22 protein-coding genes and 1 pseudogene are annotated in these 22,743 nt (G+C 63.1%); 15 read left to right on the forward strand and 8 right to left on the reverse strand.

Features of this window, described 5'->3' with window-relative positions:
• Positions 1–23 precede the first annotated feature (23 nt).
• On the forward strand, positions 24–1,205 hold the full coding sequence (gene purT / locus IAE38_RS03090; protein ID WP_201215813.1) for a formate-dependent phosphoribosylglycinamide formyltransferase: 1,182 nt from the start codon (positions 24–26) through the stop codon (positions 1,203–1,205).
• Between the two features lie 42 nt (positions 1,206–1,247).
• Here purT and IAE38_RS03095 read toward each other — a convergent pair whose 3' ends face one another.
• From IAE38_RS03095 to IAE38_RS03105, 3 genes are all read right to left on the reverse strand, one after another.
• Positions 1,248–2,549, reverse strand: coding sequence for an MFS transporter (locus IAE38_RS03095; protein WP_028634841.1), 1,302 nt, complete (start codon positions 2,547–2,549; stop codon positions 1,248–1,250).
• Positions 2,550–2,813: 264 nt separating this feature from the next.
• On the reverse strand, positions 2,814–4,016 hold the full coding sequence (locus tag IAE38_RS03100; protein ID WP_201215820.1) for a transporter associated domain-containing protein: 1,203 nt from the start codon (positions 4,014–4,016) through the stop codon (positions 2,814–2,816).
• A gap of 9 nt (positions 4,017–4,025) precedes the next feature.
• Complete coding sequence (locus IAE38_RS03105; protein WP_028634843.1) at positions 4,026–4,835, reverse strand: cytochrome C assembly family protein; 810 nt, start codon at positions 4,833–4,835, stop codon at positions 4,026–4,028.
• 281 nt (positions 4,836–5,116) lie between these two features.
• Here IAE38_RS03105 and ffh point away from each other — a divergent pair, with 281 nt between their 5' ends.
• The 11 genes from ffh (at position 5,117) to IAE38_RS03160 (ending at position 14,613) form a co-directional block, all read left to right on the forward strand.
• Entirely contained in the window at positions 5,117–6,493 is a 1,377-nt protein-coding gene (gene ffh / locus IAE38_RS03110; protein WP_201215823.1) for a signal recognition particle protein, read from the forward strand.
• Between the two features lie 249 nt (positions 6,494–6,742).
• Entirely contained in the window at positions 6,743–6,994 is a 252-nt protein-coding gene (gene rpsP, locus IAE38_RS03115) for a 30S ribosomal protein S16 (RefSeq protein WP_008094480.1), read from the forward strand.
• 5 nt (positions 6,995–6,999) lie between these two features.
• A complete protein-coding gene (gene rimM, locus IAE38_RS03120; protein WP_201215826.1) occupies positions 7,000–7,536 on the forward strand; it encodes a ribosome maturation factor RimM in 537 nt (178 codons plus the stop codon).
• Positions 7,537–7,539: 3 nt separating this feature from the next.
• Complete coding sequence (gene trmD / locus IAE38_RS03125) at positions 7,540–8,292, forward strand: tRNA (guanosine(37)-N1)-methyltransferase TrmD (protein ID WP_201215829.1); 753 nt, start codon at positions 7,540–7,542, stop codon at positions 8,290–8,292.
• Between the two features lie 42 nt (positions 8,293–8,334).
• Positions 8,335–8,685 (forward strand): 50S ribosomal protein L19, encoded by a 351-nt coding sequence (gene rplS, locus IAE38_RS03130; RefSeq protein WP_003252148.1) that lies wholly within the window; start codon positions 8,335–8,337, stop codon positions 8,683–8,685.
• Positions 8,686–8,849: 164 nt separating this feature from the next.
• Positions 8,850–9,746: a site-specific tyrosine recombinase XerD gene (xerD, locus tag IAE38_RS03135; protein ID WP_201215832.1), complete on the forward strand. Its 897-nt coding sequence runs from the start codon at positions 8,850–8,852 to the stop codon at positions 9,744–9,746.
• Between the two features lie 153 nt (positions 9,747–9,899).
• Positions 9,900–10,643, forward strand: a complete 744-nt coding sequence (locus IAE38_RS03140) for a thioredoxin fold domain-containing protein (RefSeq protein WP_201161858.1) — start codon at positions 9,900–9,902, stop codon at positions 10,641–10,643.
• Positions 10,644–10,726: 83 nt separating this feature from the next.
• The gene (locus IAE38_RS03145; protein WP_028634849.1) at positions 10,727–12,031 is read left to right on the forward strand and encodes a homoserine dehydrogenase; all 1,305 of its coding nucleotides are present in this window, start codon (positions 10,727–10,729) and stop codon (positions 12,029–12,031) included.
• A gap of 261 nt (positions 12,032–12,292) precedes the next feature.
• Positions 12,293–13,702: a threonine synthase gene (gene thrC, locus IAE38_RS03150; RefSeq protein ID WP_028634850.1), complete on the forward strand. Its 1,410-nt coding sequence runs from the start codon at positions 12,293–12,295 to the stop codon at positions 13,700–13,702.
• A 130-nt stretch (positions 13,703–13,832) separates the two neighbouring features.
• On the forward strand, positions 13,833–14,252 hold the full coding sequence (locus IAE38_RS03155) for a response regulator (RefSeq protein ID WP_201215835.1): 420 nt from the start codon (positions 13,833–13,835) through the stop codon (positions 14,250–14,252).
• 79 nt (positions 14,253–14,331) lie between these two features.
• Positions 14,332–14,613, forward strand: a complete 282-nt coding sequence (locus IAE38_RS03160) for a DUF3509 domain-containing protein (protein WP_028634852.1) — start codon at positions 14,332–14,334, stop codon at positions 14,611–14,613.
• A gap of 139 nt (positions 14,614–14,752) precedes the next feature.
• Here the strand turns inward: IAE38_RS03160 and IAE38_RS03165 are convergent, their stop codons facing one another.
• Together IAE38_RS03165 and IAE38_RS03170 are read right to left on the reverse strand one after the other, a co-directional pair.
• Complete coding sequence (locus IAE38_RS03165) at positions 14,753–15,658, reverse strand: TIGR02285 family protein (protein ID WP_201216066.1); 906 nt, start codon at positions 15,656–15,658, stop codon at positions 14,753–14,755.
• 2 nt (positions 15,659–15,660) lie between these two features.
• Complete coding sequence (locus tag IAE38_RS03170; protein WP_201215837.1) at positions 15,661–16,860, reverse strand: CaiB/BaiF CoA transferase family protein; 1,200 nt, start codon at positions 16,858–16,860, stop codon at positions 15,661–15,663.
• 133 nt (positions 16,861–16,993) lie between these two features.
• On the opposite strand from IAE38_RS03170, the gene IAE38_RS03175 reads away from it, so the two are divergent.
• The 3 genes from IAE38_RS03175 to IAE38_RS03185 all read left to right on the forward strand — a co-directional run bounded on the left by IAE38_RS03175 (position 16,994) and on the right by IAE38_RS03185 (position 20,570).
• The gene (locus IAE38_RS03175; RefSeq protein ID WP_201215840.1) at positions 16,994–17,536 is read left to right on the forward strand and encodes a YaeQ family protein; all 543 of its coding nucleotides are present in this window, start codon (positions 16,994–16,996) and stop codon (positions 17,534–17,536) included.
• Positions 17,537–17,544: 8 nt separating this feature from the next.
• Positions 17,545–19,254, forward strand: coding sequence for a single-stranded-DNA-specific exonuclease RecJ (gene recJ, locus IAE38_RS03180; protein ID WP_028634856.1), 1,710 nt, complete (start codon positions 17,545–17,547; stop codon positions 19,252–19,254).
• 209 nt (positions 19,255–19,463) lie between these two features.
• Entirely contained in the window at positions 19,464–20,570 is a 1,107-nt protein-coding gene (locus tag IAE38_RS03185; RefSeq protein ID WP_201215842.1) for an NADH:flavin oxidoreductase/NADH oxidase, read from the forward strand.
• 32 nt (positions 20,571–20,602) lie between these two features.
• On the opposite strand, the gene IAE38_RS03190 is transcribed toward IAE38_RS03185, so the two are convergent.
• The 3 genes and pseudogenes from IAE38_RS03190 to IAE38_RS03200 form a co-directional block, all read right to left on the reverse strand.
• Positions 20,603–20,935, reverse strand: a complete 333-nt coding sequence (locus tag IAE38_RS03190; RefSeq protein ID WP_201161854.1) for a type II toxin-antitoxin system HicB family antitoxin — start codon at positions 20,933–20,935, stop codon at positions 20,603–20,605.
• Positions 20,932–21,186, reverse strand: a pseudogene (locus IAE38_RS03195) (type II toxin-antitoxin system HicA family toxin). The gene IAE38_RS03190 and the pseudogene IAE38_RS03195 overlap by 4 nt, the downstream one beginning before the upstream one ends.
• A 125-nt stretch (positions 21,187–21,311) precedes the next feature.
• Positions 21,312–22,736 (reverse strand): gamma-aminobutyraldehyde dehydrogenase, encoded by a 1,425-nt coding sequence (locus IAE38_RS03200; RefSeq protein WP_201215845.1) that lies wholly within the window; start codon positions 22,734–22,736, stop codon positions 21,312–21,314.
• Positions 22,737–22,743: the final 7 nt, after the last annotated feature.

Raw genomic sequence — 22,743 nt, forward strand, 5'->3', positions numbered from 1 at the left:
CCGGATGCCTGCGAGGACCTGAAATGACCCGTATCGGAACCCCCTTGTCGCCTACCGCGACCCGTGTACTGCTGTGCGGCTGTGGCGAACTGGGCAAGGAAGTGGTGATCGAGCTTCAGCGCCTGGGCGTGGAAGTGGTCGCCGTCGATCGCTACGCCAATGCCCCGGCCATGCAGGTGGCCCACCGCAGCCACGTGGTCAACATGCTCGATGGCGTGGCCCTGAGGGCGGTGATCGAGGCCGAGAAGCCGCACTACATCGTTCCGGAAATCGAGGCCATCGCCACCGCTACCCTGGTCGAGCTGGAGAATGAAGGCTTCAACGTGGTGCCCACCGCCCGCGCCACCCAGCTGACCATGAACCGCGAAGGCATCCGCCGCCTGGCGGCAGAAGACCTGGACCTGCCCACCTCGCCCTACCACTTCGCCGACACCTTCGAGGCCTACGCCCATGCCGTGGCCGACGTGGGGTACCCCTGCGTGGTCAAGCCGGTGATGAGCTCGTCGGGCAAAGGCCAAAGCCTGCTGCGCAGCGACGCCGACCTGCAGGCTTCATGGGCCTATGCCCAGGAGGGCGGCCGTGCTGGCAAGGGGCGCGTGATCGTGGAAGGCTTCATCGACTTCGACTATGAAATCACCCTGCTGACCGTGCGACACGTGGGCGGCACGACCTTCCTGGAACCGGTGGGCCACCGCCAGGAGAAGGGCGACTATCAGGAGTCCTGGCAGCCGCAGGCCATGAGCCCCAAGGCACTTGCAGAGTCGCAGCGGGTGGCCAAGGCGGTCACCGATGCCCTGGGCGGGCGCGGCCTGTTTGGCGTGGAGCTGTTCGTGAAAGGCGACCAGGTGTGGTTCAGTGAGGTGTCGCCACGCCCTCACGACACCGGCCTGGTCACGCTGATTTCACAGGACTTGTCGCAGTTCGCCCTGCATGCCCGTGCCATTCTCGGCTTGCCGATCCCGGTGGTGCGCCAGTTCGGGCCGTCTGCCTCGGCGGTGATCCTGCCCGAGGGGCAGTCCCAGCAGACCAGCTTCGCCAACCTGGGCGCCGCACTGAGCGAGCCGGACACCGCGATCCGCCTGTTCGGCAAGCCGGAAATCAACGGTACGCGCCGCATGGGCGTATGCCTGGCGCGCGACGAGTCGGTCGAAGCGGCCCGGGCCAAGGCAACCCGCGCCTCCCAGGCAGTCAAGGTCGAGTTCTGAGCAGGTAGCTGCAAGGGGCTTATGCCCCTTGCAGCCCCGCGCTTACAGCTCGCTGTCGCGGGTTTCTTTCAAGCACAGCACGGCGATCAGGCTGATGACTGCTGCGGCCGACACATACCCCCCCACCCAGCTCAAACCGCCCATGCTGACCAGTTTCTGGGCGAAGAACGGTGCTGCCGAGGCGCCGACGATACCGCCCAGGTTGTAGGCTGCCGAAGCACCGGTGTAGCGCACGTGGGTGGGGAACAGTTCCGGCAACAAAGCCCCCATGGGCGCGAAGGTGACCCCCATCAGGAACAGCTCGATGGCCAGGAACAGCGCCACCCCGGCGGTGGAGCCGGAGGTCAGCAGCGGTTCCATGGCAAAACCGGATGCCACGGCCAGCAAGCCACCGACAATCAGCACCGGCTTGCGCCCGTATCGGTCGCTGAGCCATGCCGACAGCGGTGTGGCCAGGGCCATGAACACCACGGCGAAGCACAACAGGCCCAGGAAGGTTTCGCGGCTGTAGCCCAAGGTGGTGACGCCGTAGCTCAGCGAGAACACGGTCGAGATGTAGAACAGCGCGTAGCACACCACCATGGCCGCAGCGCCCAGCAAGGTGGGCATCCAGTATTTGGAGAACAGGTCCACCACCGGCATTTTCACCCGCTCATGGCGCGCCACGGCCTTGGCAAACACTGGGCTTTCCTCAAGCTTCAGCCTCACGTACAGCCCCACCAACACCAGCGCGGCGCTGAGCAGGAACGGGATGCGCCAGCCCCATTCGCGGAACTGCTCGTCGCTGAGCACCAGGGCCAGGGTCAGGAACAGGCCATTGGCGGCCAGGAAGCCGATCGATGGCCCCAGCTGCGGGAACATGCCGAACCAGGCGCGTTTGCCCGGCGGCGCGTTTTCCGTGGCCAGCAGCGCGGCACCACCCCATTCCCCACCCAGGCCCAGGCCCTGCCCAAAGCGCAGCAGGCAGAGGATGATCGGCGCCCATACGCCAATGCTGTCATAGCCCGGCAAGATGCCGATGGCGGTGGTGGACACACCCATCAGCAGCAGCGAGGCGACCAGGGTCGACTTGCGGCCGATACGGTCGCCAAAGTGGCCGAACAGCGCCGAGCCCAACGGCCGCGCCAGGAAGGCGATACCGAAGGTAAGAAACGCCGCCAGCATCTGCGCCGTGCCGGAGCCGGACGGGAAGAACACTGGGCCGATCACCAGGGCCGCAGCCGTGGCGTAGACGTAAAAATCGTAGAACTCGATGGCGGTGCCGATGAAGCTTGCGGTGGCCACCCGTGCGGGGGAGTTGACCGGCGCACTGGGCGCCTGGGCATAGGTGCTGCTGGTAGTCATGCGTGAGTCCCTGACAGTCTGGCCGGGCGCCATCAGCGTTGCGTGCGCCTGTGGGTTTGGCACGGGCACGGGCGATAAGCGCCGGAGCGTTTTATTGTTGTCTGCGCCAGACTGACGATGGGCCAGGGGGTGGGGCGGGGCGGGCACTGTTCGGGGTGTTGAAGCAGAACCGCTGGGCGTGTCAGTCAGGCGGCTTGGCCGTAAACCACCGGATGCGGGTAGCAGGCGGGACGGCGGGGCTGGGTAAGCGTGACCGCAGTATAGCTACCGGGTCACGGTCCATACCAGTACCTTGCTGGCGCAGTTGTCTTCTGTTTCGAGGATTTCCAGGCGGTAGCGGCCGATTTTCAGGCACACCGCGCTGGCCGGTATGCTTTCCAGGGCTTCGGTGACCAGCCCGTTGAGGGTTTTCGGCCCGCCATCGCAGGGCAGGTGCCAACCCAAGGTGCGGTTGATCTCGCGCAGGGAGGCTGCGCCGTCGATCACGCAGGTACCGTCGGCCTGCTTGTGCACATGGGGGTTGTCCAGGCTCTGCTCGTCTTCGAACTCACCCACGATCTCTTCAAGGATGTCTTCCAGAGTGACGATGCCCAGCACCTCGCCGTACTCGTCCACCACCACGCCCAGGCGCCGCTGCTGCTTGTGGAAGTTGAGCAGTTGCAGGTTCAGGGGCGTGCTTTCGGGGACGAAGTACGGCTCGTAGCAAGCGTCACGCAACGCTTGCAGGGTCAGGCCACCGTGGGGCAGCAGGTGGCTGATCAGCTTGGTATTGAGGACCGCCTCGACCTGGTTGATATCGTTGTGATAGACCGGCAGGCGGGTGTGACGGCTGACAATCAGTTGTTCGCTGATACGTTCGATCGGGTCATCGAGGTTGATGCCGTCTACCTCGTTGCGCGGCACCAGGATGTCGTTGACGGTGATCTTGTCCAGTGACTGCATGCCGTCCAGCAGGCCCCGGCGAGGTGCGTCGTGTTCGTCGTCTTCATCGAAGGGGTCCGCTTGCTGCGGGTGCAGCGCCATGGCGGCGGGTTGCAGGCGAAACGGGCGCAACAACAGCTTTGCGCAGCCATCGAGTAGCCAGGCCAGTGGCTGCAGCACCGCCAGTGGCATCTGCAGCAGGCTGGCACCCAGGCTCACAAACGCCTGCGGGTTGCGGCGGGCAAGCCGGCGCGGCAGGTATTCGGCGAACACCAGCAGGGCAGCGGCGGCAGCCAGGCCTGCCAGCCAGAAGCCATGGTCACCGCCCTCGCGCAGGCCGATCAGGCAGGCGAGGGCGAGCACCAGCAGCTTGCCCAGGCTGGCGCACAACACCAGCGCCGGGCCGGGCAGGGCGGGCTGCCCGTCCCCCTCGGCCTGCTGTGTGGCCGGGTGTGTGCGGGCGGCCTCGACGGCAGTGAACAGGGCGGACCACAGCAGTGCCAGTGCCGAAGTGCCGAGTAGCGGTGCGTACGGCAGGATGTTCATGGGTGGCCGTCAGATGTGCAGGATGAATTCACGGACCAGCTTGCTGCCGAAATAGGCCAGCATCAGCAGGCAGAAACCTGCCAGCGTCCAGCGAATGGCCTTGTGGCCACGCCAGCCCAGGCGGGTTCTGCCCCACAGCAGCACACTGAACACCACCCAGGCCACGCAGGCCAGCAGCGTCTTGTGCACCAGGTGCTGGGCGAACAGGTTGTCCAGGAACAGCCAGCCAGAAATCAGCGACAGCGACAGCAGGCACCAGCCTGCCCAGAGAAAGCCGAACAGCAGGCTTTCCATGGTCTGCAGGGGCGGGAAGTTGCGAATCAGCCCGGACGGGTGCTTGTTTTTCAGCTGGCGGTCCTGCACCAGCAGCAACAGCGACTGGAACACCGCGATGGTGAACAGCCCATACGCCAGGATCGACAGCAGGATATGCGCAAGAATGCCGGGTTCTTCGTCGATCAGCGGCACCGTGCCGGGTGGCGCGAATTGCGCCAACAGCGCGGTCACAGCCCCCAGGGGGAACAGCAGCACCAGGAGGTTTTCCACGGGGATGCTGATGCAGGCCAGCAAGGTCAGGGCGATGACCGCTACTGCGATCAGGCTGGCTGCGCTGAAGAAGTCCAGGCTCAGGCCCAGCGGTGTGATCAGCTGGAAGAACAGCGCGCCGCCCTGTGCGAGCACCGCAATTGTGCCCAGCAGGGCAGGCAGGCGTTTGTCGGCCTTGCGGCCCTTGGCCAGGGCCGAGCCCTGGTAGATGGCCGCAACGGTGTACAGCACGGCAGCGATCAGGTTGGGGATGAGGCTGGGAGAGGAGAACATAAGTCCTGGTTGGCGAGCCCTAAAGAGACGGAGTTTGGCATAGCCCGCTGCAAGCTGCACCTTTGAGCTGCAAGCTTTGAGCTACAAGCCGCAAGAAAAAGCAGCCGTCACGCGCATTGGCTCTTGCTTGCAGCTTGCAGCTTAAAGCTTGCTGCTGCTGGCGAGGTGGGCGGCGGCGCTGCACTTCGCTATAATCGCCGCCTTGCTGCGCCTGGCGGGTCTGTATTTGCTCCCCCGGCGCCTGACAAACCTCGGCTTCTACTGGGCCTGAAAGGATCACCATGTTCGAAAACCTGACCGACCGCCTGTCACAGACGCTGCGCCATGTTACCGGCAAGGCCAAGCTGACCGAAGACAACATCAAGGACACGCTGCGCGAAGTGCGCATGGCCCTGCTCGAGGCCGACGTTGCCCTGCCGGTGGTGAAGGATTTCGTCAACAGCGTCAAGGAGCGTGCGGTCGGCACCGAGGTGTCGCGTAGCCTTACCCCGGGCCAGGCCTTCGTCAAGATCGTTCAGGCCGAACTCGAAAGCCTGATGGGCGCGGCCAACGAAGACCTCGCGCTCAATGCGGCCCCGCCCGCCGTGGTGCTCATGGCTGGCCTGCAGGGCGCGGGCAAGACCACCACCGCCGGCAAGCTGGCGCGCTTCCTCAAGGAGCGCAAGAAGAAGAGCGTGATGGTGGTCTCGGCCGACGTTTACCGCCCGGCAGCGATCAAGCAGCTCGAAACCCTGGCCAATGACATCGGGGTTACCTTCTTCCCCTCCGATATCAGCCAGAAGCCGGTGGTCATCGCCGAAGCGGCCATCCGTGAAGCCAAGCTGAAGTTCATCGACGTGGTCATCGTCGATACCGCTGGCCGCCTGCACATCGACGCCGACATGATGGCCGAGATCAAGGCCCTGCACGCTGCAGTGAAGCCGATCGAGACCCTGTTCGTGGTCGACGCCATGACCGGCCAGGACGCCGCCAACACCGCCAAGGCCTTCGGCGAAGCACTGCCGCTGACCGGTGTTGTACTGACCAAGGTGGACGGCGATGCCCGCGGTGGTGCGGCGCTGTCGGTGCGCGCCATCACCGGCAAGCCGATCAAGTTCATCGGCATGGGCGAGAAGAGCGAAGCGCTCGAACCGTTCCACCCAGACCGTGTGGCTTCGCGCATCCTCGGCATGGGCGACGTGCTCAGCCTGATCGAGCAGGCCGAACAGACCATCGACAAGGCCAAGGCCGACAAGCTGGCCAAGAAGCTGAAGAAGGGCAAGGGCTTCGACCTCGAAGACTTCCGCGACCAGCTGCAACAGATGAAGAACATGGGCGGCCTGGGTGGCCTGATGGACAAGCTGCCGAGCATCGGTGGCGTCAACCTGTCGCAGATGGGCGGTGCTCAAGGTGCGGCCGAGAAGCAGTTCAAGCAGATGGAGGCGATCATCAACTCCATGACCCCTGCCGAGCGTCGTGACCCCGACCTGATCAGTGGTTCGCGCAAGCGCCGCATCGCGCTGGGTTCCGGCACCCAGGTGCAAGACATCGGCCGCCTGATCAAGCAGCACAAGCAAATGCAGAAGATGATGAAGAAATTTTCCGCCAAGGGCGGTATGGCCAAGATGATGCGTGGCCTGGGCGGCATGCTGCCAGGCGGCGGCATGCCGAAGCTGTAAACCCTGTTCAGAGCGCCTGCCCCTCATTGGGCAGGCGCCCAGAACCCCCGCCGTGGCGGGGGCAACGGCCGCGCCAGGCGCGGCTTATAACGGCAAATCCGGACGGCGTGGCAAGGCCAGGCCGAAAAAGGCATTTGCAAATGTCCGTGTATTCCCTGAGAATATGCGGCCTTTTGGGCACCCGTGTGCCTATTTGGCATTCAGATTTGCAGTACAAACTGCAGCACCGACTATAGGAACGATGTTCACATGGTAACCATTCGTCTGGCCCGTGGCGGCTCGAAAAAGCGCCCTTTCTACCACCTGACCGTGACCAACTCGCGTAACGCCCGTGACGGCCGTTTCGTTGAGCGCGTTGGCTTCTTCAACCCGATCGCATCGGGCGCCGAAGTCAAGCTGTCGGTCAACCAAGAGCGCGTCACCTACTGGCTGAGCCAGGGCGCACAGCCGTCTGAGCGCGTTGCTCAGCTGCTGAAGGACGCTGCCAAGGCTGCCGCCTGAGCAGTATGAACGCGACGCCAGAAAAGGCTGACGACCTCATCGTCGTTGGCAAGATTTTTTCGGTTCACGGCGTTCGCGGCGAGGTGAAGGTGTACTCCTTTACCGATCCGATTGAAAACCTGTTGGATTATCCCGGCTGGACGCTTCGGCACGAAGGCAAGGTAAAGCAGGTCGAGCTGGTCAGCGGTCGTGGCTCCCAAAAGGGCCTGGTCGTGAAGCTTAAAGGCCTCGATGATCGTGATGAAGCCCGGCTTCTCAGCGGTTACGAAATCTGCATTGCGCGGAGCCATTTGCCCAACCTGGCTGCCGACGAGTACTACTGGTACCAGTTGGTAGGTCTGAAGGTCATCAACCAGGACGAACAGCTGTTCGGCACGGTCGATCACCTGTTGGAGACCGGTGCGAACGATGTAATGGTGGTCAAACCCTGCGCAGGCAGCCTGGATGATCGCGAGCGTCTGTTGCCCTATACGGCGCAATGCGTGCTCAACGTCGACCTGGAAGCAGGCGTGATGCGGGTTGAATGGGACGCGGACTTCTAGACGATGGGTAACCTTCGCGTAGACGTCATCACGTTGTTCCCCGAGATGTTCTCGGCCATCACGGAGTACGGCATTACCAGCCGCGCGGTGAAACAGGGGTTGCTTCAGTTGACTTGCTGGAACCCGCGGGACTACACCACAGATCGTCACCATACGGTAGATGATCGGCCGTTTGGCGGTGGTCCGGGCATGGTGATGAAAATCAAGCCTCTGGAAGATGCACTGGTCAACGCCAGGCAGGCAACCGGAGCAGCGGCGAAGGTGATCTACCTCTCGCCACAAGGCCGCAAGCTGACTCAGCAGGCGGTCAAAGGCCTGGCCGAACAGGAATCGTTGATCCTGATCGCCGGTCGTTATGAAGGCATTGACGAGCGCTTTATCGAGGCTCATGTCGATGAGGAGTGGTCGATTGGCGACTATGTGCTTTCCGGTGGCGAGCTGCCGGCCATGGTACTGATCGATGCGGTTACACGGCTGCTGCCCGGAGCTTTAGGGCATGTGGACTCGGCGGAGGAAGATTCTTTCACCGACGGTCTGCTGGATTGCCCGCACTACACCCGGCCTGAGGTGTATGCGGATCAGCGTGTTCCCGACGTGTTGCTAAGTGGCAACCATGCACACATCCGGCGTTGGAGAATGAAGCAGTCCCTTGGTAGGACCTTCGAACGACGCGCCGATCTTCTGGAAAGTCGCTCACTTTCTGGAGAAGAGAAGAAGCTGCTCGAGGAATACCTCCGCGAGCGGGACGATAGTTAAACGTATCGATGGTGGATCGCGTATCCATCTTAGGAGCACAGCATGACCAACAAGATCATCCAGCAGCTCGAAGCAGAGCAGATGAGCAAGGAAATCCCGACCTTCGCACCAGGCGACACCGTTGTCGTCCAGGTTAAAGTGAAGGAAGGTGAGCGTTCCCGTCTGCAGGCGTTCGAAGGCGTTGTTATCGCCAAGCGCAACCGCGGCCTGAACAGCGCCTTCACCGTGCGCAAGATCTCCAGCGGTGTGGGTGTTGAGCGTACTTTCCAGACCTACAGCCCGCAAATCGACAGCCTGGCCGTGAAACGTCGTGGTGACGTGCGTAAAGCCAAGCTGTACTACCTGCGCGACCTGTCCGGCAAAGCCGCTCGCATCAAGGAAAAACTGTCCTGAGTACAGTTTGCCCGGTGGCAAACGCCGCCTAGCGAGAAAAAAGCAGCCTTCGGGCTGCTTTTTTGCTTTTTGTAACCCTGTTGGCTCCTTGCATCGACGGGTGAAGACAACCCGCCAGCCGCTGTGAAACACTAGCCCCTTCTTTGTAACCCAGCAGCCCCCGAATGCCCGCCCTGGACCACCCCCTGATCGACGCGTTTCTCGATGCCCTGTGGCTGGAAAAAGGCCTGTCTGATAACACCCGGGTTTCCTACCGAAGCGATCTGGCCCTGTTCAACGGCTGGCTGCATGAGCGTGGCATCAGCCTGCCCGACGCGGGGCGCGAACTGATTCTCGACCACCTGGCCTGGCGCCTGGACCAAGGCTACAAGCCGCGCTCCACTGCACGCTTTCTGTCTGGCCTGCGAGGCTTTTACCGGTATTTGCTGAGGGAGACGCAGTTGGCCGTGGACCCGACGCTGCAGGTGGACATGCCGCAGCTGGGCAGGCCGTTGCCCAAGTCTCTGTCCGAGGCAGATGTCGAGGCCCTGCTGCAGGCCCCCGACCTGGGGGAGGCCATCGGCCAGCGCGACCGGGCCATGCTTGAGGTGCTGTATGCCTGTGGCCTGCGTGTGACCGAACTGATCAGCCTGGCCCTGGACCAGATAAACCTCCGCCAGGGTGTGCTGCGGGTGATGGGCAAGGGCAACAAGGAGCGCCTGGTGCCCATGGGTGAGGAGGCGGTGGTATGGCTTGAGCGCTACCTGCGCGATGGCCGCGGCGAGCTGCTCAGTGGCCGGCCCAGCGATGTGCTTTTCCCGAGCCTGCGCGGTGAGCAGATGACTCGCCAGACCTTCTGGCACCGTATCAAGCACCATGCCCGGGTGGCCGGGATCGACAAGCCGCTGTCGCCCCATACCCTGCGCCACGCGTTTGCCACCCACCTGCTCAACCACGGTGCCGACCTGCGTGTGGTACAGATGCTGCTGGGCCACAGCGACCTGTCCACCACCCAGATCTACACCCACGTGGCCAAGGCACGCCTTCAGCAACTGCATGCCCAGCACCACCCCCGTGGATGAATGTTTTTCATGTTCCGCTGGCCGGCACCCTGCAGGGCCCTTAAACAGGGGCGTGATGTGGTAGGCTTGGCCGGTTTGCACCAAGGACCGCACGGTCACCGCGTTTTCCCGCAGGTGACGCCCTCCGGTCCCTGTCCGCCCTCAGGAGTTCCCATGCGCGTGACCCAGTTTTTCGCCGCCGCCGCGATGGCGCTGGCCAGCACCTTCGCCGCTGCTGCGGCCACCGACAGCAATACCGGTGCCGAGCAGGCTATTCGCAAGTCGTTGCAAAACCTTGAATTGGAAGTGCCTGTAGAAAGCGTTGCCAGCAGCCCGCTCAGTGGCCTGTATGAAGTCAAGCTGCAGGGTGGCCGTGTGCTGTATGCCAGCGCCGATGGCCAGTTCGTGATGCAGGGCTATCTGTTCCAGATCCAGGACGGTAAGCCGGTCAACCTGACCGAGAAAACCGAGCGCATGGGCATTGCCAAGCTCATCAATGGCATCCCGGCTGCCGAGATGGTGGTTTACCCCGCCAAGGGCGAAACCAAATCGCACATCACCGTGTTCACCGACACCACCTGCCCGTACTGCCACAAGCTGCACGCCGAGGTGCCCGAGCTGAACCGCCGCGGCATCGAGGTACGCTATGTGGCGTTCCCGCGTCAGGGGCTGAACTCGCCAGGCGACCAGCAACTGCAGGCCGTGTGGTGTTCCAGTGACCGTCGTGCGGCCATGGACAAGATGGTGGAAGGCAAGGAAATCAAGGCGGCCAAGTGCGCCAACCCGGTCAGCAAGCAGTTCCAGCTGGGCCAGTCGATCGGTGTCAATGGCACACCAGCCATCGTGCTGGAGAGCGGGCAGGTCATTCCGGGCTACCAGCCGGCACCGCAAGTGGCCAAGCTGGCACTGGCCAAGTAATTCAGTTCAATGCGCCGTCGTCATGGGGTGACGGCATGTTTCACGGTCGGCAAGGGTGTCGACCGTTCTATGGGGAGTTCACAGTGAAACCGGTCAAAGTAGGCATCTGTGGGTTGGGGACCGTCGGTGGCGGAACCTTCAATGTACTTCAGCGCAACGCCGAGGAGATTGCCCGCCGTGCCGGGCGCGGTATTGAAGTGGCACAGATTGCCATGCGCTCGCAGAACCCGAACTGCCAGATTACCGGTACCCCCATTACCGCTGACGTGTTCGAAGTTGCCTGCAACCCGGAGATCGACATTGTCATCGAACTGATCGGCGGCTACACCGTGGCCCGTGACCTGGTGCTCAAGGCCATCGAGAACGGCAAGCACGTGGTCACCGCCAACAAGGCGCTGATTGCTGTACATGGCAACGAAATCTTTGCCAAGGCCCGCGAGAACGGTGTGATCGTGGCCTTCGAGGCTGCCGTGGCGGGTGGCATCCCGGTGATCAAGGCCATCCGCGAAGGCCTGTCGGCCAACCGCATCAACTGGCTGGCCGGTATCATCAACGGCACTGGCAACTTCATCCTCACCGAAATGCGTGAGAAAGGCCGCGCCTTCCCCGACGTGCTGGCCGAAGCCCAGGCCCTGGGTTATGCCGAAGCCGACCCCACTTTCGATGTGGAAGGGATCGACGCCGCGCACAAGCTGACCATCCTGGCCTCCATCGCGTTCGGCATTCCGCTGCAGTTCGACAAGGCCTACACCGAAGGCATCACCCAGTTGACCACCGCCGACGTGAACTACGCCGAAGCCTTGGGCTACCGCATCAAGCACCTGGGCATGGCGCGCCGCACTGCAGAAGGCATCGAGCTGCGCGTGCACCCCACGCTGATCCCGGCCGACCGCCTGATCGCCAACGTCAATGGTGTGATGAACGCCGTGATGGTGAACGGTGATGCTGCCGGGTCCACCCTCTACTACGGCGCCGGCGCCGGCATGGAGCCGACCGCTTCATCGGTGGTCGGCGACCTGGTGGACGTGGTGCGTGCCATGACGTCCGACCCGGAAAACCGCGTGCCGCACCTGGCCTTCCAGCCAGATTCGCTGTCGGCTCACCCGATCCTGCCGATCGAAGCCTGCAAGAGCGCCTACTACCTGCGCATCCAGGCCAAGGACCACCCGGGCGTACTGGCCCAGGTGGCCAGCATCCTCTCGGAGCGTGGCATCAACATCGAGTCGATCATGCAGAAGGAAGCCGAGGAGCAGGACGGCCTGGTGCCGATGATCCTGCTGACCCACGGTGTGGTCGAGCAGCGCATCAACGACGCCATTGTCGCCCTGGAGGCGCTCCAGGACGTCGTCGGTAACGTGGTACGTATCCGCGTCGAACAGCTCAACTAAGCGGCAAGCCTCAAGCTGCAAGCTGCAAGCTGCAAGCAAAAGCAGGGCGGTGTTGAGGCTTCAATAGAGTACATTTGCGGTAAAGGTGAGAAGCACAGCGCGAGAGCAACGCCGGTCGGCTTGTTCTTGCAGCTTGCGGCTCACAGCTTGCCGCTCAAACTTTGCGGTAAAGGTGAGAAGCAGAGCTAGTGAGCAACGCCGGTCGGCTTGTTCTTGCAGCTTGCAGCTCACAACTTGCCGCTCAAACCAAAGGTTTGCCCCATGCGCTATATCAGTACCCGTGGCCAGGCTCCGGCCCTCAACTTCGAAGACGTGCTGCTCGCAGGCCTCGCCACCGACGGCGGCTTGTATGTGCCTGAGAACCTGCCACGTTTCACCCAGGAAGAAATCGCTTCCTGGGCTGGCCTGCCGTACCACGAACTGGCCTTCCGCGTAATGCGGCCGTTCGTCCAGGGCAGCATCGCCGACGCCGACTTCAAGAAGATCCTCGAAGAAACCTACGGTGAGTTCGCTCACGCTGCCGTGGCGCCACTGCGCCAGCTGAACAGCAACGAGTGGGTGCTGGAGCTGTTCCACGGCCCCACCCTGGCGTTCAAGGACTTTGCCTTGCAACTGCTTGGCCGCCTGCTCGATCATGTACTGGCCAAGCGCAACGAGCGTGTGGTGATCATCGGCGCCACCAGTGGCGATACCGGCTCTGCGGCCATCGAAGGCTGCCGCCGTTGCGATAACGTCGACATCTTCATCCTGCACCCGCACCAGCGTGTGTCGGAAGTACAACGTCGGCAGATGACCACCATCTTTGGCGAGAACATTCACAACATCGCCATCGAAGGCAACTTCGACGACTGCCAGGAAATGGTCAAGGCGAGCTTCGCCGACCAGTCGTTCCTCAAGGGCACCCGCCTGGTGGCTGTGAACTCGATCAACTGGGCGCGGATCATGGCCCAGATCGTCTACTACTTCCATGCAGCCCTGCAGCTTGGCGGCCCGGCGCGTTCGGTAGCGTTTTCTGTGCCCACCGGCAACTTCGGCGACATCTTCGCGGGTTACCTGGCACGCAACATGGGCCTGCCGATCAGCCAACTGGTGGTGGCTACCAACCGCAACGACATCCTGCACCGCTTCATGAGCGGCAACCAGTACGTCAAGGAAACCCTGCACGCCACGCTGTCGCCGTCGATGGACATCATGGTTTCGTCCAACTTCGAGCGCCTGCTGTTCGACCTGCACGGTCGCAACGGGGCAGCGATTGCCGAACTGATGGCCAACTTCAGGCAGGGTGGCGGTTTCAGCGTGGAGCAGGACCGCTGGACCGAAGCGCGCAAGCTGTTCGATTCGCTGGCCGTGACTGACGAGCAGACCTGCCAGACCATCGCCGATGTGTTCGCCAGCACCGGCGAAGTGCTTGACCCACACACGGCCATTGGTGTGAAAGCGGGCCGCGAGTGCCGTCGCAGCCTGGACACGCCGATGGTGGTGCTGGGCACGGCGCACCCGGTCAAATTCCCCGAGGCTGTCGAGCAGGCCGGGGTCGGCAAGGCGCTGGAGCTGCCGGTGCACCTCAGCGACCTGTTCAGCCGCGAGGAGCGCTGCACGGTACTGGCCAATGACCTGAAGGCTGTCCAGGCCTTCGTCAGCCAGCACGGCAACCGCGGCAAGCCGTTGTAACCCTCGGCGCATCGGGGCTGCCAGTCAGCCCCGATGCCTCAGGTATTTCCTGGGGTGGTTTCAGACGCGTCCTATTCTGGCTGGCGTTCGTCCAGCCTAGATTAGCCGGTCCTCTCAACAGGAGCGGCTCATGTACCAGCCCCATGTGTTGATTCACCAGGCACGCCCATCGCATCAGATTCTTCTGCACCAAGCGCTCAATGCCCAGGGCATCTTCCAGGTTCGCATCAGCGAGAACACTGCCGAACTTAACGCTTGTCTGTCGGCCGTGCGGTGCCCTGACCTGGTGATCGTCGATCACGCCATGCCCACCCGCACCGGCTTGGCCCTGCTCAAGAAACTGCCCGCCGCCTGCCCGCTGGTGTTTGTGGGCAGCGCTGGGCCAAGGCGGCGCGACCTAGCCCAGGAAGCCCGAGGCGTGGGCTTGCGCGTGCTGGCCGAGCTGCCATGGCCGGTATCGACGCCAGCCTTGCAAAACGCGCTGCAAACCCTGCAGCAGCGCCCATGGCGGGGTATTCAAACTGTCACAAACACACCGCATGCTCACTGAAACGGCCACGGCGGGACGAACTTTCCGCTGCGCGCGCTGGTCTGCTTTCAGTACCCCCACCACCCAGCGAGTGTTCCGGATGGAAAGAATCTGCAGACTGCTCAACCAAGCACTGGCCCCTTACCAGGCTCAACTCAGCCTCGCCGATGAACGCGGCAACCGCCAGCTGACTGTTCACGATCACCTGGCCGGCATTACCTTGCAGCGCACGGTCAGTGAGTTCCAGTTGCAAGAACAGCGCCTGCTGGTGGACCTGGTGGATGGCCTGCACCGTGACTTGCAGATCGCCGAAGGGCGTTTGCAGCCCTGTGTGATTGCAGCCCTGCAGCAACGTCAGCAGCCCCAGGGAACCTTTGCCTGAGGTGTTCATCGAATGTTTCAGTGCAGCCAGCCAATGCTTCGCTCCCGTGTTGGCTGATACTGCCCCGTAAAGCCCCAGGGCTTTCGCTTGACCCCGGACGTACCTCCCCCCGCGTCCGGGGTTTCTTTTTGCCTGCGGTTTAACGGGCTTCAAGGGGTGGCTGATGCTCAGTGAAGAACTGCCTGCTCTGTTCGAGATAGTCTTCCTGTTCCACCGGCGCCAGCCAGCGAGCGTACGCACGGGGCAGCACCTCGCGGCGCAATGCTGGCAGCAACTGGTCGATACGCGCCACCGCAGCGCGTCCCAACGGGGTATCCGAACAGCCTACATGCAGGAACTGATAGGGGTTTACCCCCTGGATGGGATGGAACTGGTAATCCGCCAGCGACCCACCTTGCTGCTGGATCAGGTAGCGCACTTCAGGCCAGTAACCCAATACCAGGCGCAACCGCCCCAGGTGTTGCATCTGCAACAGGTTGGCGGTGGCTTCGGTGCCGTAGTGTCGGCTCAGGGCCGCATCGGGCAACTGGCGTAGCGTGTGGTCGATCAGCATGCCATAGCTACGCTCGGCAACCACGCCCAGCTTGAGTGAGGTGCGGCTCATCAGCCCCAGCAGGTCCACGGCATCGCCGTCGAGGTAGGGCGCAATCAGCGGTTGGCTTTCCTTCAGTGACACCAGGCCACTGGTACGCACGCCCAGCATCGGGATGGAAAAATGCACGTAACGGGCACGTTCGGCCGTCCACAGCAGCATCGGGTCGCAGGTGAAGGTGGCTGGGTCCTGCAGCATCTGGATGCCACGGGCACGGTTGACCCGCAGAACGTCGTGGTCGTATTCGGGCATGTGTTCGATCAATTGCGGGAGCAGTTGATCGATAACGCCGTGGCCTGTTTCAGGGCCCTCGAATACGGTAAAGGGCGGCAGGTCGCGCACCAGCCATAGCAAGCGCTCACGCGCTGCGGCTGGCTGGCAGAGCAGCGTGGGCAGCAAGCCGCACAGCAGGGCGAGCCTGGCGAGGCTACCCCTGCAGCAGGGGCGGGCCAGGATCAGACCGCGCCTGCTTGGCGCAGGCCGGCGATGGCTACCGCGTCGTAGCCCAGCCGGGCAAGCACTGCATCAGTGTGTTCACCCAGGGCAGGGCCCACCCATTCGGCAGCGCCTGGGGTGTCCGACAGTTTCGGCACGATGCCCGGCATACGGAACGCCTTGCCGTCGGGCAGTTTGGCCTGCAGAAACATCTCGCGTGCCAGGTATTGCGGGTCGTTGAACATGTCTTCGGCCGAATAGATGCGGCTTGCCGGCACTTCGGCGGCAGTCAGCACCTGCATCAGCGTATCCAGGGGCAAGCCGTTGGCCCACCGGTCAATTACCCCATACAACTCATCGCGGCGCAGGTCGCGGCCATCATTGGTCGCCAATGCAGGGTCTTCGGCCAGGTCGTTACGGCCAATGGCCTGCATGAAGCGCTTGAAGATCGCATCGCCATTGGCGCCGATCTGCACGTGCTTGCCGTCTGCGCTGGTGTGGATGGAGGAGGGGGTGATGCCCGGCATGATGTTGCCGGTCCGCTCGCGGATAAAACCGAATACGTCGAATTCCGGCACCATGCTTTCCATCATGGCGAAAATGGCTTCGTACAGCGCAACATCCACGACCTGGCCTTCGCCGCCATTCACTTCGCGGTGGCGCAGGGCCATGAGCGCGCCGATCACGCCCCACAGTGCCGCGATCGAATCGCCAATCGAAATACCCGTGCGCACCGGCGGGCGGTCGTCGAAGCCAGTGATGTAGCGCAAGCCACCCATGGATTCACCCACCGCGCCAAAGCCTGGCTGGTCCTTCATCGGCCCGGTCTGGCCAAAGCCGGACAGGCGCACCATGACCAGCCGAGGGTTCAGCGCATGCAGCACATCCCAGCCCAGGCCGAGCTTTTCCAGTACGCCCGGGCGGAAGTTCTCGATGAGGATGTCTGCGTCGGCCAGCAGTTGCTTGAGAATATCGAGGCCCTGAGGGTGCTTCAGGTTCAGGGTGAGCGACTGCTTGTTGCGTGCCTGCACGAACCACCACAGCGACGTACCCTCATACAGCTTGCGCCATTTGCGCAGCGGGTCACCGCCATCGGGCGATTCCACCTTGATCACTTCGGCGCCGAATTCGGCGCAGATACGCGAGGCGAACGGCCCGGCGATCAGGGTGCCGAGCTCGACCACCTTGAGGCCGGCGAGGGGTTTGCTAGGCGTCGACATGGGGCATCCGTGGCAGCTGAAAACAGCCGTGGTTTTATCACAGCTCCTGAGCGGCAGATACTGCCGCGGCACAACAAGGTGCCGGATCGGTTAGACTGGGCACCTTTTATTTCGAGCAAGAAGCCCTGCGACCATGGCCCAGCCGTCCACCACCTACAAATTCGAACTGAACCTGACCGACCTCGACCGCAACGTCTACGAGAGCGTCAAGCAGACCATTGCACGGCACCCTTCGGAAACCGAAGAGCGCATGGCGGTTCGTTTGTTGGCGTACGCGCTGTGGTACAACGAGAACCTGGCATTCGGCCGTGGCCTCTCGGATGTAGACGAACCGGCGCTGTGGGAAAAAAGCCTGGACGACCGCGTGCTGCACTGGATCGAGGTGGGCCAGCCCGACGCCGAGTGCCTGACCTGGTGCTCGCGCCGTACCGAGCGCACCAGCCTGCTGGCCTACGGCAGCCTGCGCGTGTGGGAAGGCAAGGTGGTGGGCGCGGTCAAGAACCTGAAAAACCTCAGCATCGCCGCGGTGCCCCAGGAAGTGCTGGAAACCCTGGCCACCGACATGCCGCGCAGCATCAAATGGGATGTGATGATCAGTGAAGGCACGGTGTTTGTCACCGACGACCGTGGCCAACACGAAGTGCAGTTGCAGTGGCTGCTCGGGGAGCGTGGCTGAACCACCCCATGCGTATTGAACCTCGCCCGCTGCCGCCTGCCCTGCCTTTTCTCGGTAACCTGCCGCCGTTGCTCACCCGCCTGTACGCCGCCCGTGGCGTGCAGAGCGAGGCCGAGCTGGACAAGAGCCTGGCGCGCCTGTTGCCTTATCAGCAGCTCAAAGGCATCGAGGCCGGTGTCGATTTGCTGGTGCACGCCATCGACCAGCGCCAGCGTATTCTCATCGTCGGTGACTTCGATGCCGATGGCGCCACGGCCAGTACCGTCGGCGTGCTGGGCCTGCGCTTGCTGGGGGCCGCCCACGTCGATTACCTGGTGCCCAACCGCTTCGAGTACGGCTACGGGCTGACCCCGGAAATCGTTGAAGTGGCACTGCAACGCCAGCCTGAATTGCTGATCACGGTAGACAACGGCATTTCCAGTGTCGAGGGCGTCGCTGCCGCCAAAGCCGCTGGGCTGAAGGTACTGGTCACTGACCATCACCTGCCCGGTGAGCAGTTGCCAGAAGCCGATGCCATCATCAACCCCAACCAGCCCGGCTGCACGTTCCCCAGCAAGGCGCTGGCCGGTGTCGGGGTGATCTTCTATGTACTCATGGCCCTGCGTGCACGGTTGCGCAGCCTGGGGCGTTACGCAACGCAGCCGCAGCCCAACATCGGTGAACTGCTCGACCTGGTGGCGCTGGGCAGCGTGGCTGATGTGGTACCGCTGGATGCCAACAACCGCATCCTGGTTTACCAGGGCCTCGAGCGTATCCGCGCTGGCCGTGCCCGGCCGGGGTTGAAGGCCATTCTCGAAGTGGCCCGCCGCGACCACCGGCGCATCACCTCCACCGACCTGGGCTTCATCCTCGGCCCACGGCTGAACGCTGCCGGGCGCCTGGATGACATGAGCCTGGGTATCGAATGCCTGCTGTGCGAAGACGCGGCCCTGGCCCAGGACATGGCCCAACAGCTGGACGGCCTGAACCAGGACCGCAAGTCCATCGAACAGGGCATGCAGCGCGAGGCCCTGGCCCAACTGCGGGACCTGCCGGTGGAGTCGATGCCGTACGGGCTGTGCCTGTTCGATGCCGAGTGGCACCAGGGCGTGATCGGCATCCTGGCGTCACGCCTGAAGGAGCGCTACCACCGGCCTACCATCGCCTTCGCCGATGCGGGGGAGGGTGTGCTGAAGGGGTCTGCCCGTTCGGTTCCAGGCTTTCACATCCGCGATGCGCTGGATGCCGTTGCTGCCCGCCATCCGCAGTTGATCAGCAAGTTCGGCGGCCACGCCATGGCGGCTGGGCTGTCTCTGCCGGAGGGGAATTTCCCGGCGTTTGCCGAAGCGTTCGATGAAGAAGTACGGCGCCAGTTGTGTGAAGACGACCTCACCGGCCGTTTGTTGTCCGATGGCAGCCTGGCAGTAGAAGAGTTCCACCTGGACCTTGCCAAGGCACTGCGCAATGCCGGCCCTTGGGGGCAGCATTTCCCCGAGCCGTTGTTCCATGGGGTGTTCCAACTGGTGGAGCAGCGCGTGGTGGGTGAGCGCCACCTGAAAGTGGTGCTCAAGAGCGAGTGTGGCACCGTACGCCTGGATGGCATCGCCTTTGGCATTGACCGCGAGGTCTGGCCGAACCCGACCGTTCGCTGGGTGGAACTGGCCTACAAGCTGGACGTGAACGAGTTTCGTGGCAATGAAAGTGTGCAGTTGATGATCGCCCACATGGAGCCGCGCTGAGGGTTGCTGGGGTTGCCTTGGTTTCTGAAGGGGGGCTCGACCTGGAAAACGACATCCCTCTCAAGCCAGGCAGCCATGGCCACCCAAATCCCATGGAACCTACCCCCCACCCAATCTGGTCTAGTCTGAACATTGACCGGCATCGGGCCAAGGATCGATCTGCGAGTGCCCGAGCCGGATCACCCTAGGAGTCCTTGGGAGGTGCCCTCATGAGCCTGCTGCTCGAGCCTTACACCCTGCGTCAGTTGACCTTGCCAAACCGCATTGCGGTATCGCCGATGTGCCAGTATTCCTCTGTCGATGGCCTGGCCAACGACTGGCACCTTGTCCACCTGGGCAGCCGTGCCGTGGGCGGGGCGGGACTGGTGTTCAGCGAAGCCGTGGCGGTCACGGCGGATGGCCGCATTACCGCCGAAGACCTCGGCCTGTGGAACGATGCCCAGATCCCCCCGCTGCAACGCATCACGCGTTTCATCACCGCCCAGGGCGCCGTGCCGGGTATTCAACTGGCCCATGCCGGGCGCAAGGCCAGCACTCACCGGCCATGGCTGGGCAAGCACGGCAGCGTCAAACCTGAAGACGGCGGCTGGCACCCCGTGGGGCCATCCCCCATTGCCTTTGACCCCGAGCATACCGCCCCCCGCGAACTGAGCCGCGATGAAATCCAGGGTGTAGTAGACGCGTTCGTCGCCGCGACCCAGCGTGCCCTGGAAGCGGGTTTCAAGGTCGTTGAGGTTCACGCCGCCCACGGTTACCTGCTGCACCAGTTCCTGTCACCGCTGAGCAACCAGCGCCAGGACGACTACGGCAGCTGTTTCGAAAACCGTATTCGCCTGACCCTGCAGGTAGTGGAGGCGGTGCGCAAGGTGTGGCCTGCGGAGCTGCCGCTGTTCGTAAGGGTGTCGGCCACCGACTGGGTGGAGGACGGCTGGAACCCGGACGAGACGGTCGAGTTGGCCCGCCGCCTGCGCGTGCTGGGCGTGGACCTGATCGACGTGTCATCTGGCGGTACCTCGAGCCATGCCGAAATCCCGACCGGCCCGGGTTACCAAACCCGCTTTGCCGAGCGCGTGCGCAAGGAATCGGAGATGGCAACCGGCACCGTCGGCATGATCACCGAACCCGCCCAGGCCGAACACATTCTGCGTACGGGCCAGGCCGATATCATCTTCCTCGCCCGTGAACTGCTGCGTGACCCATACTGGCCACTGCACGCCGATGACGACCTGGGCGGCAACAAGGCTACCTGGCCCGCCCAGTACCAACGGGCCACCAGCCGTGCGAATCCGATTCATGAGTCGGACTTGCGTGATTGAGGTGCGGGGGCGGCACTGAGCCGCCATGGCGGTCAGGCGCAGGCCGCCCCGCTGAGGATGTCGATGACCCATTGATTGATGCTCTTCTGTGCCAGTTCGGCCTTGGCAGCCACGCTGGCATGAAGGGCGGGCTCAAGCCGCAGGCTCAGCTTGCCGGAATAGGTTTTCTGCGGCGCCCGGCCAAGGCGCTCACAGGTTTCAAGATAATCATCTACTGCCTCATGGAAGGCCTGGCGTAGCTCGCTGATGGATTCACCGTGAAAGCCAATCACATCTCGGATACCCGCGACGTGGCCGATCAGCAGTTGGTCTTCATCGCTGTATTCGATGCGTGCGGCGTAGCCGCGATAATTCATCACGTTCATGGCGTTACTCCTGCCTGCTCAAGAAACTGGCGGGCATCCCGTATCTGATAGGTTTTCGCGTGCCTGTCCGGGTGAGGGCGATGAAACGTCGCTACTACACCGTTAAGTTAGAAGCGCACACGCGAGCCACGCCCTTCAATGACTCGCGCACCTGCCGATACCAGCAGGGTTTCAATTCGCGCCCATTCCAGCGCCTTGGGCGTTGGTGTCTTCCACAGGTTTTCAAGCGTGGCTTTCTGTTGATTGTTCATGGTATCAGATTATGATACCAACGAAAGCCACTCAATGGATCACCTGTAGGAGGTGATCCATCGTTGTTGAAGGATATTTCTGAGCGTGGGGCCACGACACTACGTGGTCCTCAATGAACGGGCCCTCAGTGCTTGATCATCACATGCCGCACGCAGGTGTAATCCTCCAGCCCGTACATCGACATGTCCTTCCCATACCCTGAATGCTTCTGCCCGCCGTGGGGCATTTCGCTGACCAGCATGAAGTGGGTATTCACCCACGTGCAGCCATATTGCAGCCGCGCCGCCAGGCGGTGGGCGCGGCCGGTGTCGCGGGTCCACACGGATGAGGCAAGCCCGTAGTTGGAGTCGTTGGCCCATGCCAACGCCTGCGCCTCGTCAGTGAAGCGGGTGACCGACACCACTGGGCCGAACACCTCGTGGCGCACGATCTCGTCATCCTGCTGGGCATCGGCCAGCACCGTTGGCTCGAAGAAGAAGCCATCCCCGGCAACGACCTTGCCGCCCGTGACCAGGCGGATGTGCGGCTGCGCGATGGCGCGCTGTACCAGGCCGGCTACCTTGTCGCGGTGCTGGGCGCTGATCAGCGGGCCCAGCTCTGTACCCTCCGCATCCTGCAGACCCTGCTTGAGGCTGGCCACCGCCGCACCCAGGCGTTCGACGAAACGCTCGTAGATACCGTCCTGCACATACAGGCGGCAGGCCGCGGTGCAGTCCTGGCCGGCATTGTAGAAGCCGAACGTGCGGATGCCGTCGATGGCGGCGTCGATGTCGGCATCGTCGAACACCAGCACCGGGGCTTTGCCGCCCAGCTCCATATGGGTGCGTTTTACGCTGTCGGCGGTGGCACCGATGATGTGAGCCCCGGTGGCGATCGAGCCCGTCAGCGAAACCATGCGCACCAGAGGGTGAGTGACCAGCGGATTGCCCACCGTCTGGCCGCGGCCAAACACAATGTTCAGCACCCCTGGTGGCAGCAGCGTCTTGGCCAGCTCACCCAGGCGCAAGGCCGTAAGCGGGGTCAGCTCCGATGGCTTGATCACCACGGTGTTACCCGCAGCGAGTGCCGGGGCGACCTTCCAGGCCAGCATCATCAACGGGTAGTTCCACGGCGCGATCGAGGCCACCACCCCCAGTGGGTCACGGCGGATCATCGACGTGTGGCCTGGCAGGTACTCGCCGGCAGCCAGGCCACCCAGGCAGCGTGCGGCACCGGCAAAATAGCGGAATACGTCGGCAATCGCGGGGATCTCGTCGTTGCGGGCAGCGCCCAGCGGTTTGCCGCAGTTCTGCGATTCCAGCCCGGCCAGCTCGTCACCGTTGGCCTCGATGGTATCTGCCAGTGCCAGCAGGGCCTGCGCGCGGTCTTTGGGGCAGGCCTGCGACCAACTGTCGAACGCCTGATGCGCGGCACGCACCGCGCTATCCACCTGGGCTTCGCTGGCTTCCTGGATTTGCGCCAGGGCTGTGCCCTTGGCAGGGTCCAGCACGGTCCAGGCCGGGCCTTCGCCGGCAACCAGCTGGCCATTGATCAGCATCTGGGTTTGCATGGGGGTT

Origin of the sequence: Pseudomonas sp. S32 (genome assembly GCF_016648095.1) — a bacterium.
In the GTDB taxonomy this organism is placed as follows: Bacteria; Pseudomonadota; Gammaproteobacteria; order Pseudomonadales; family Pseudomonadaceae; genus Aquipseudomonas; species Aquipseudomonas parafulva.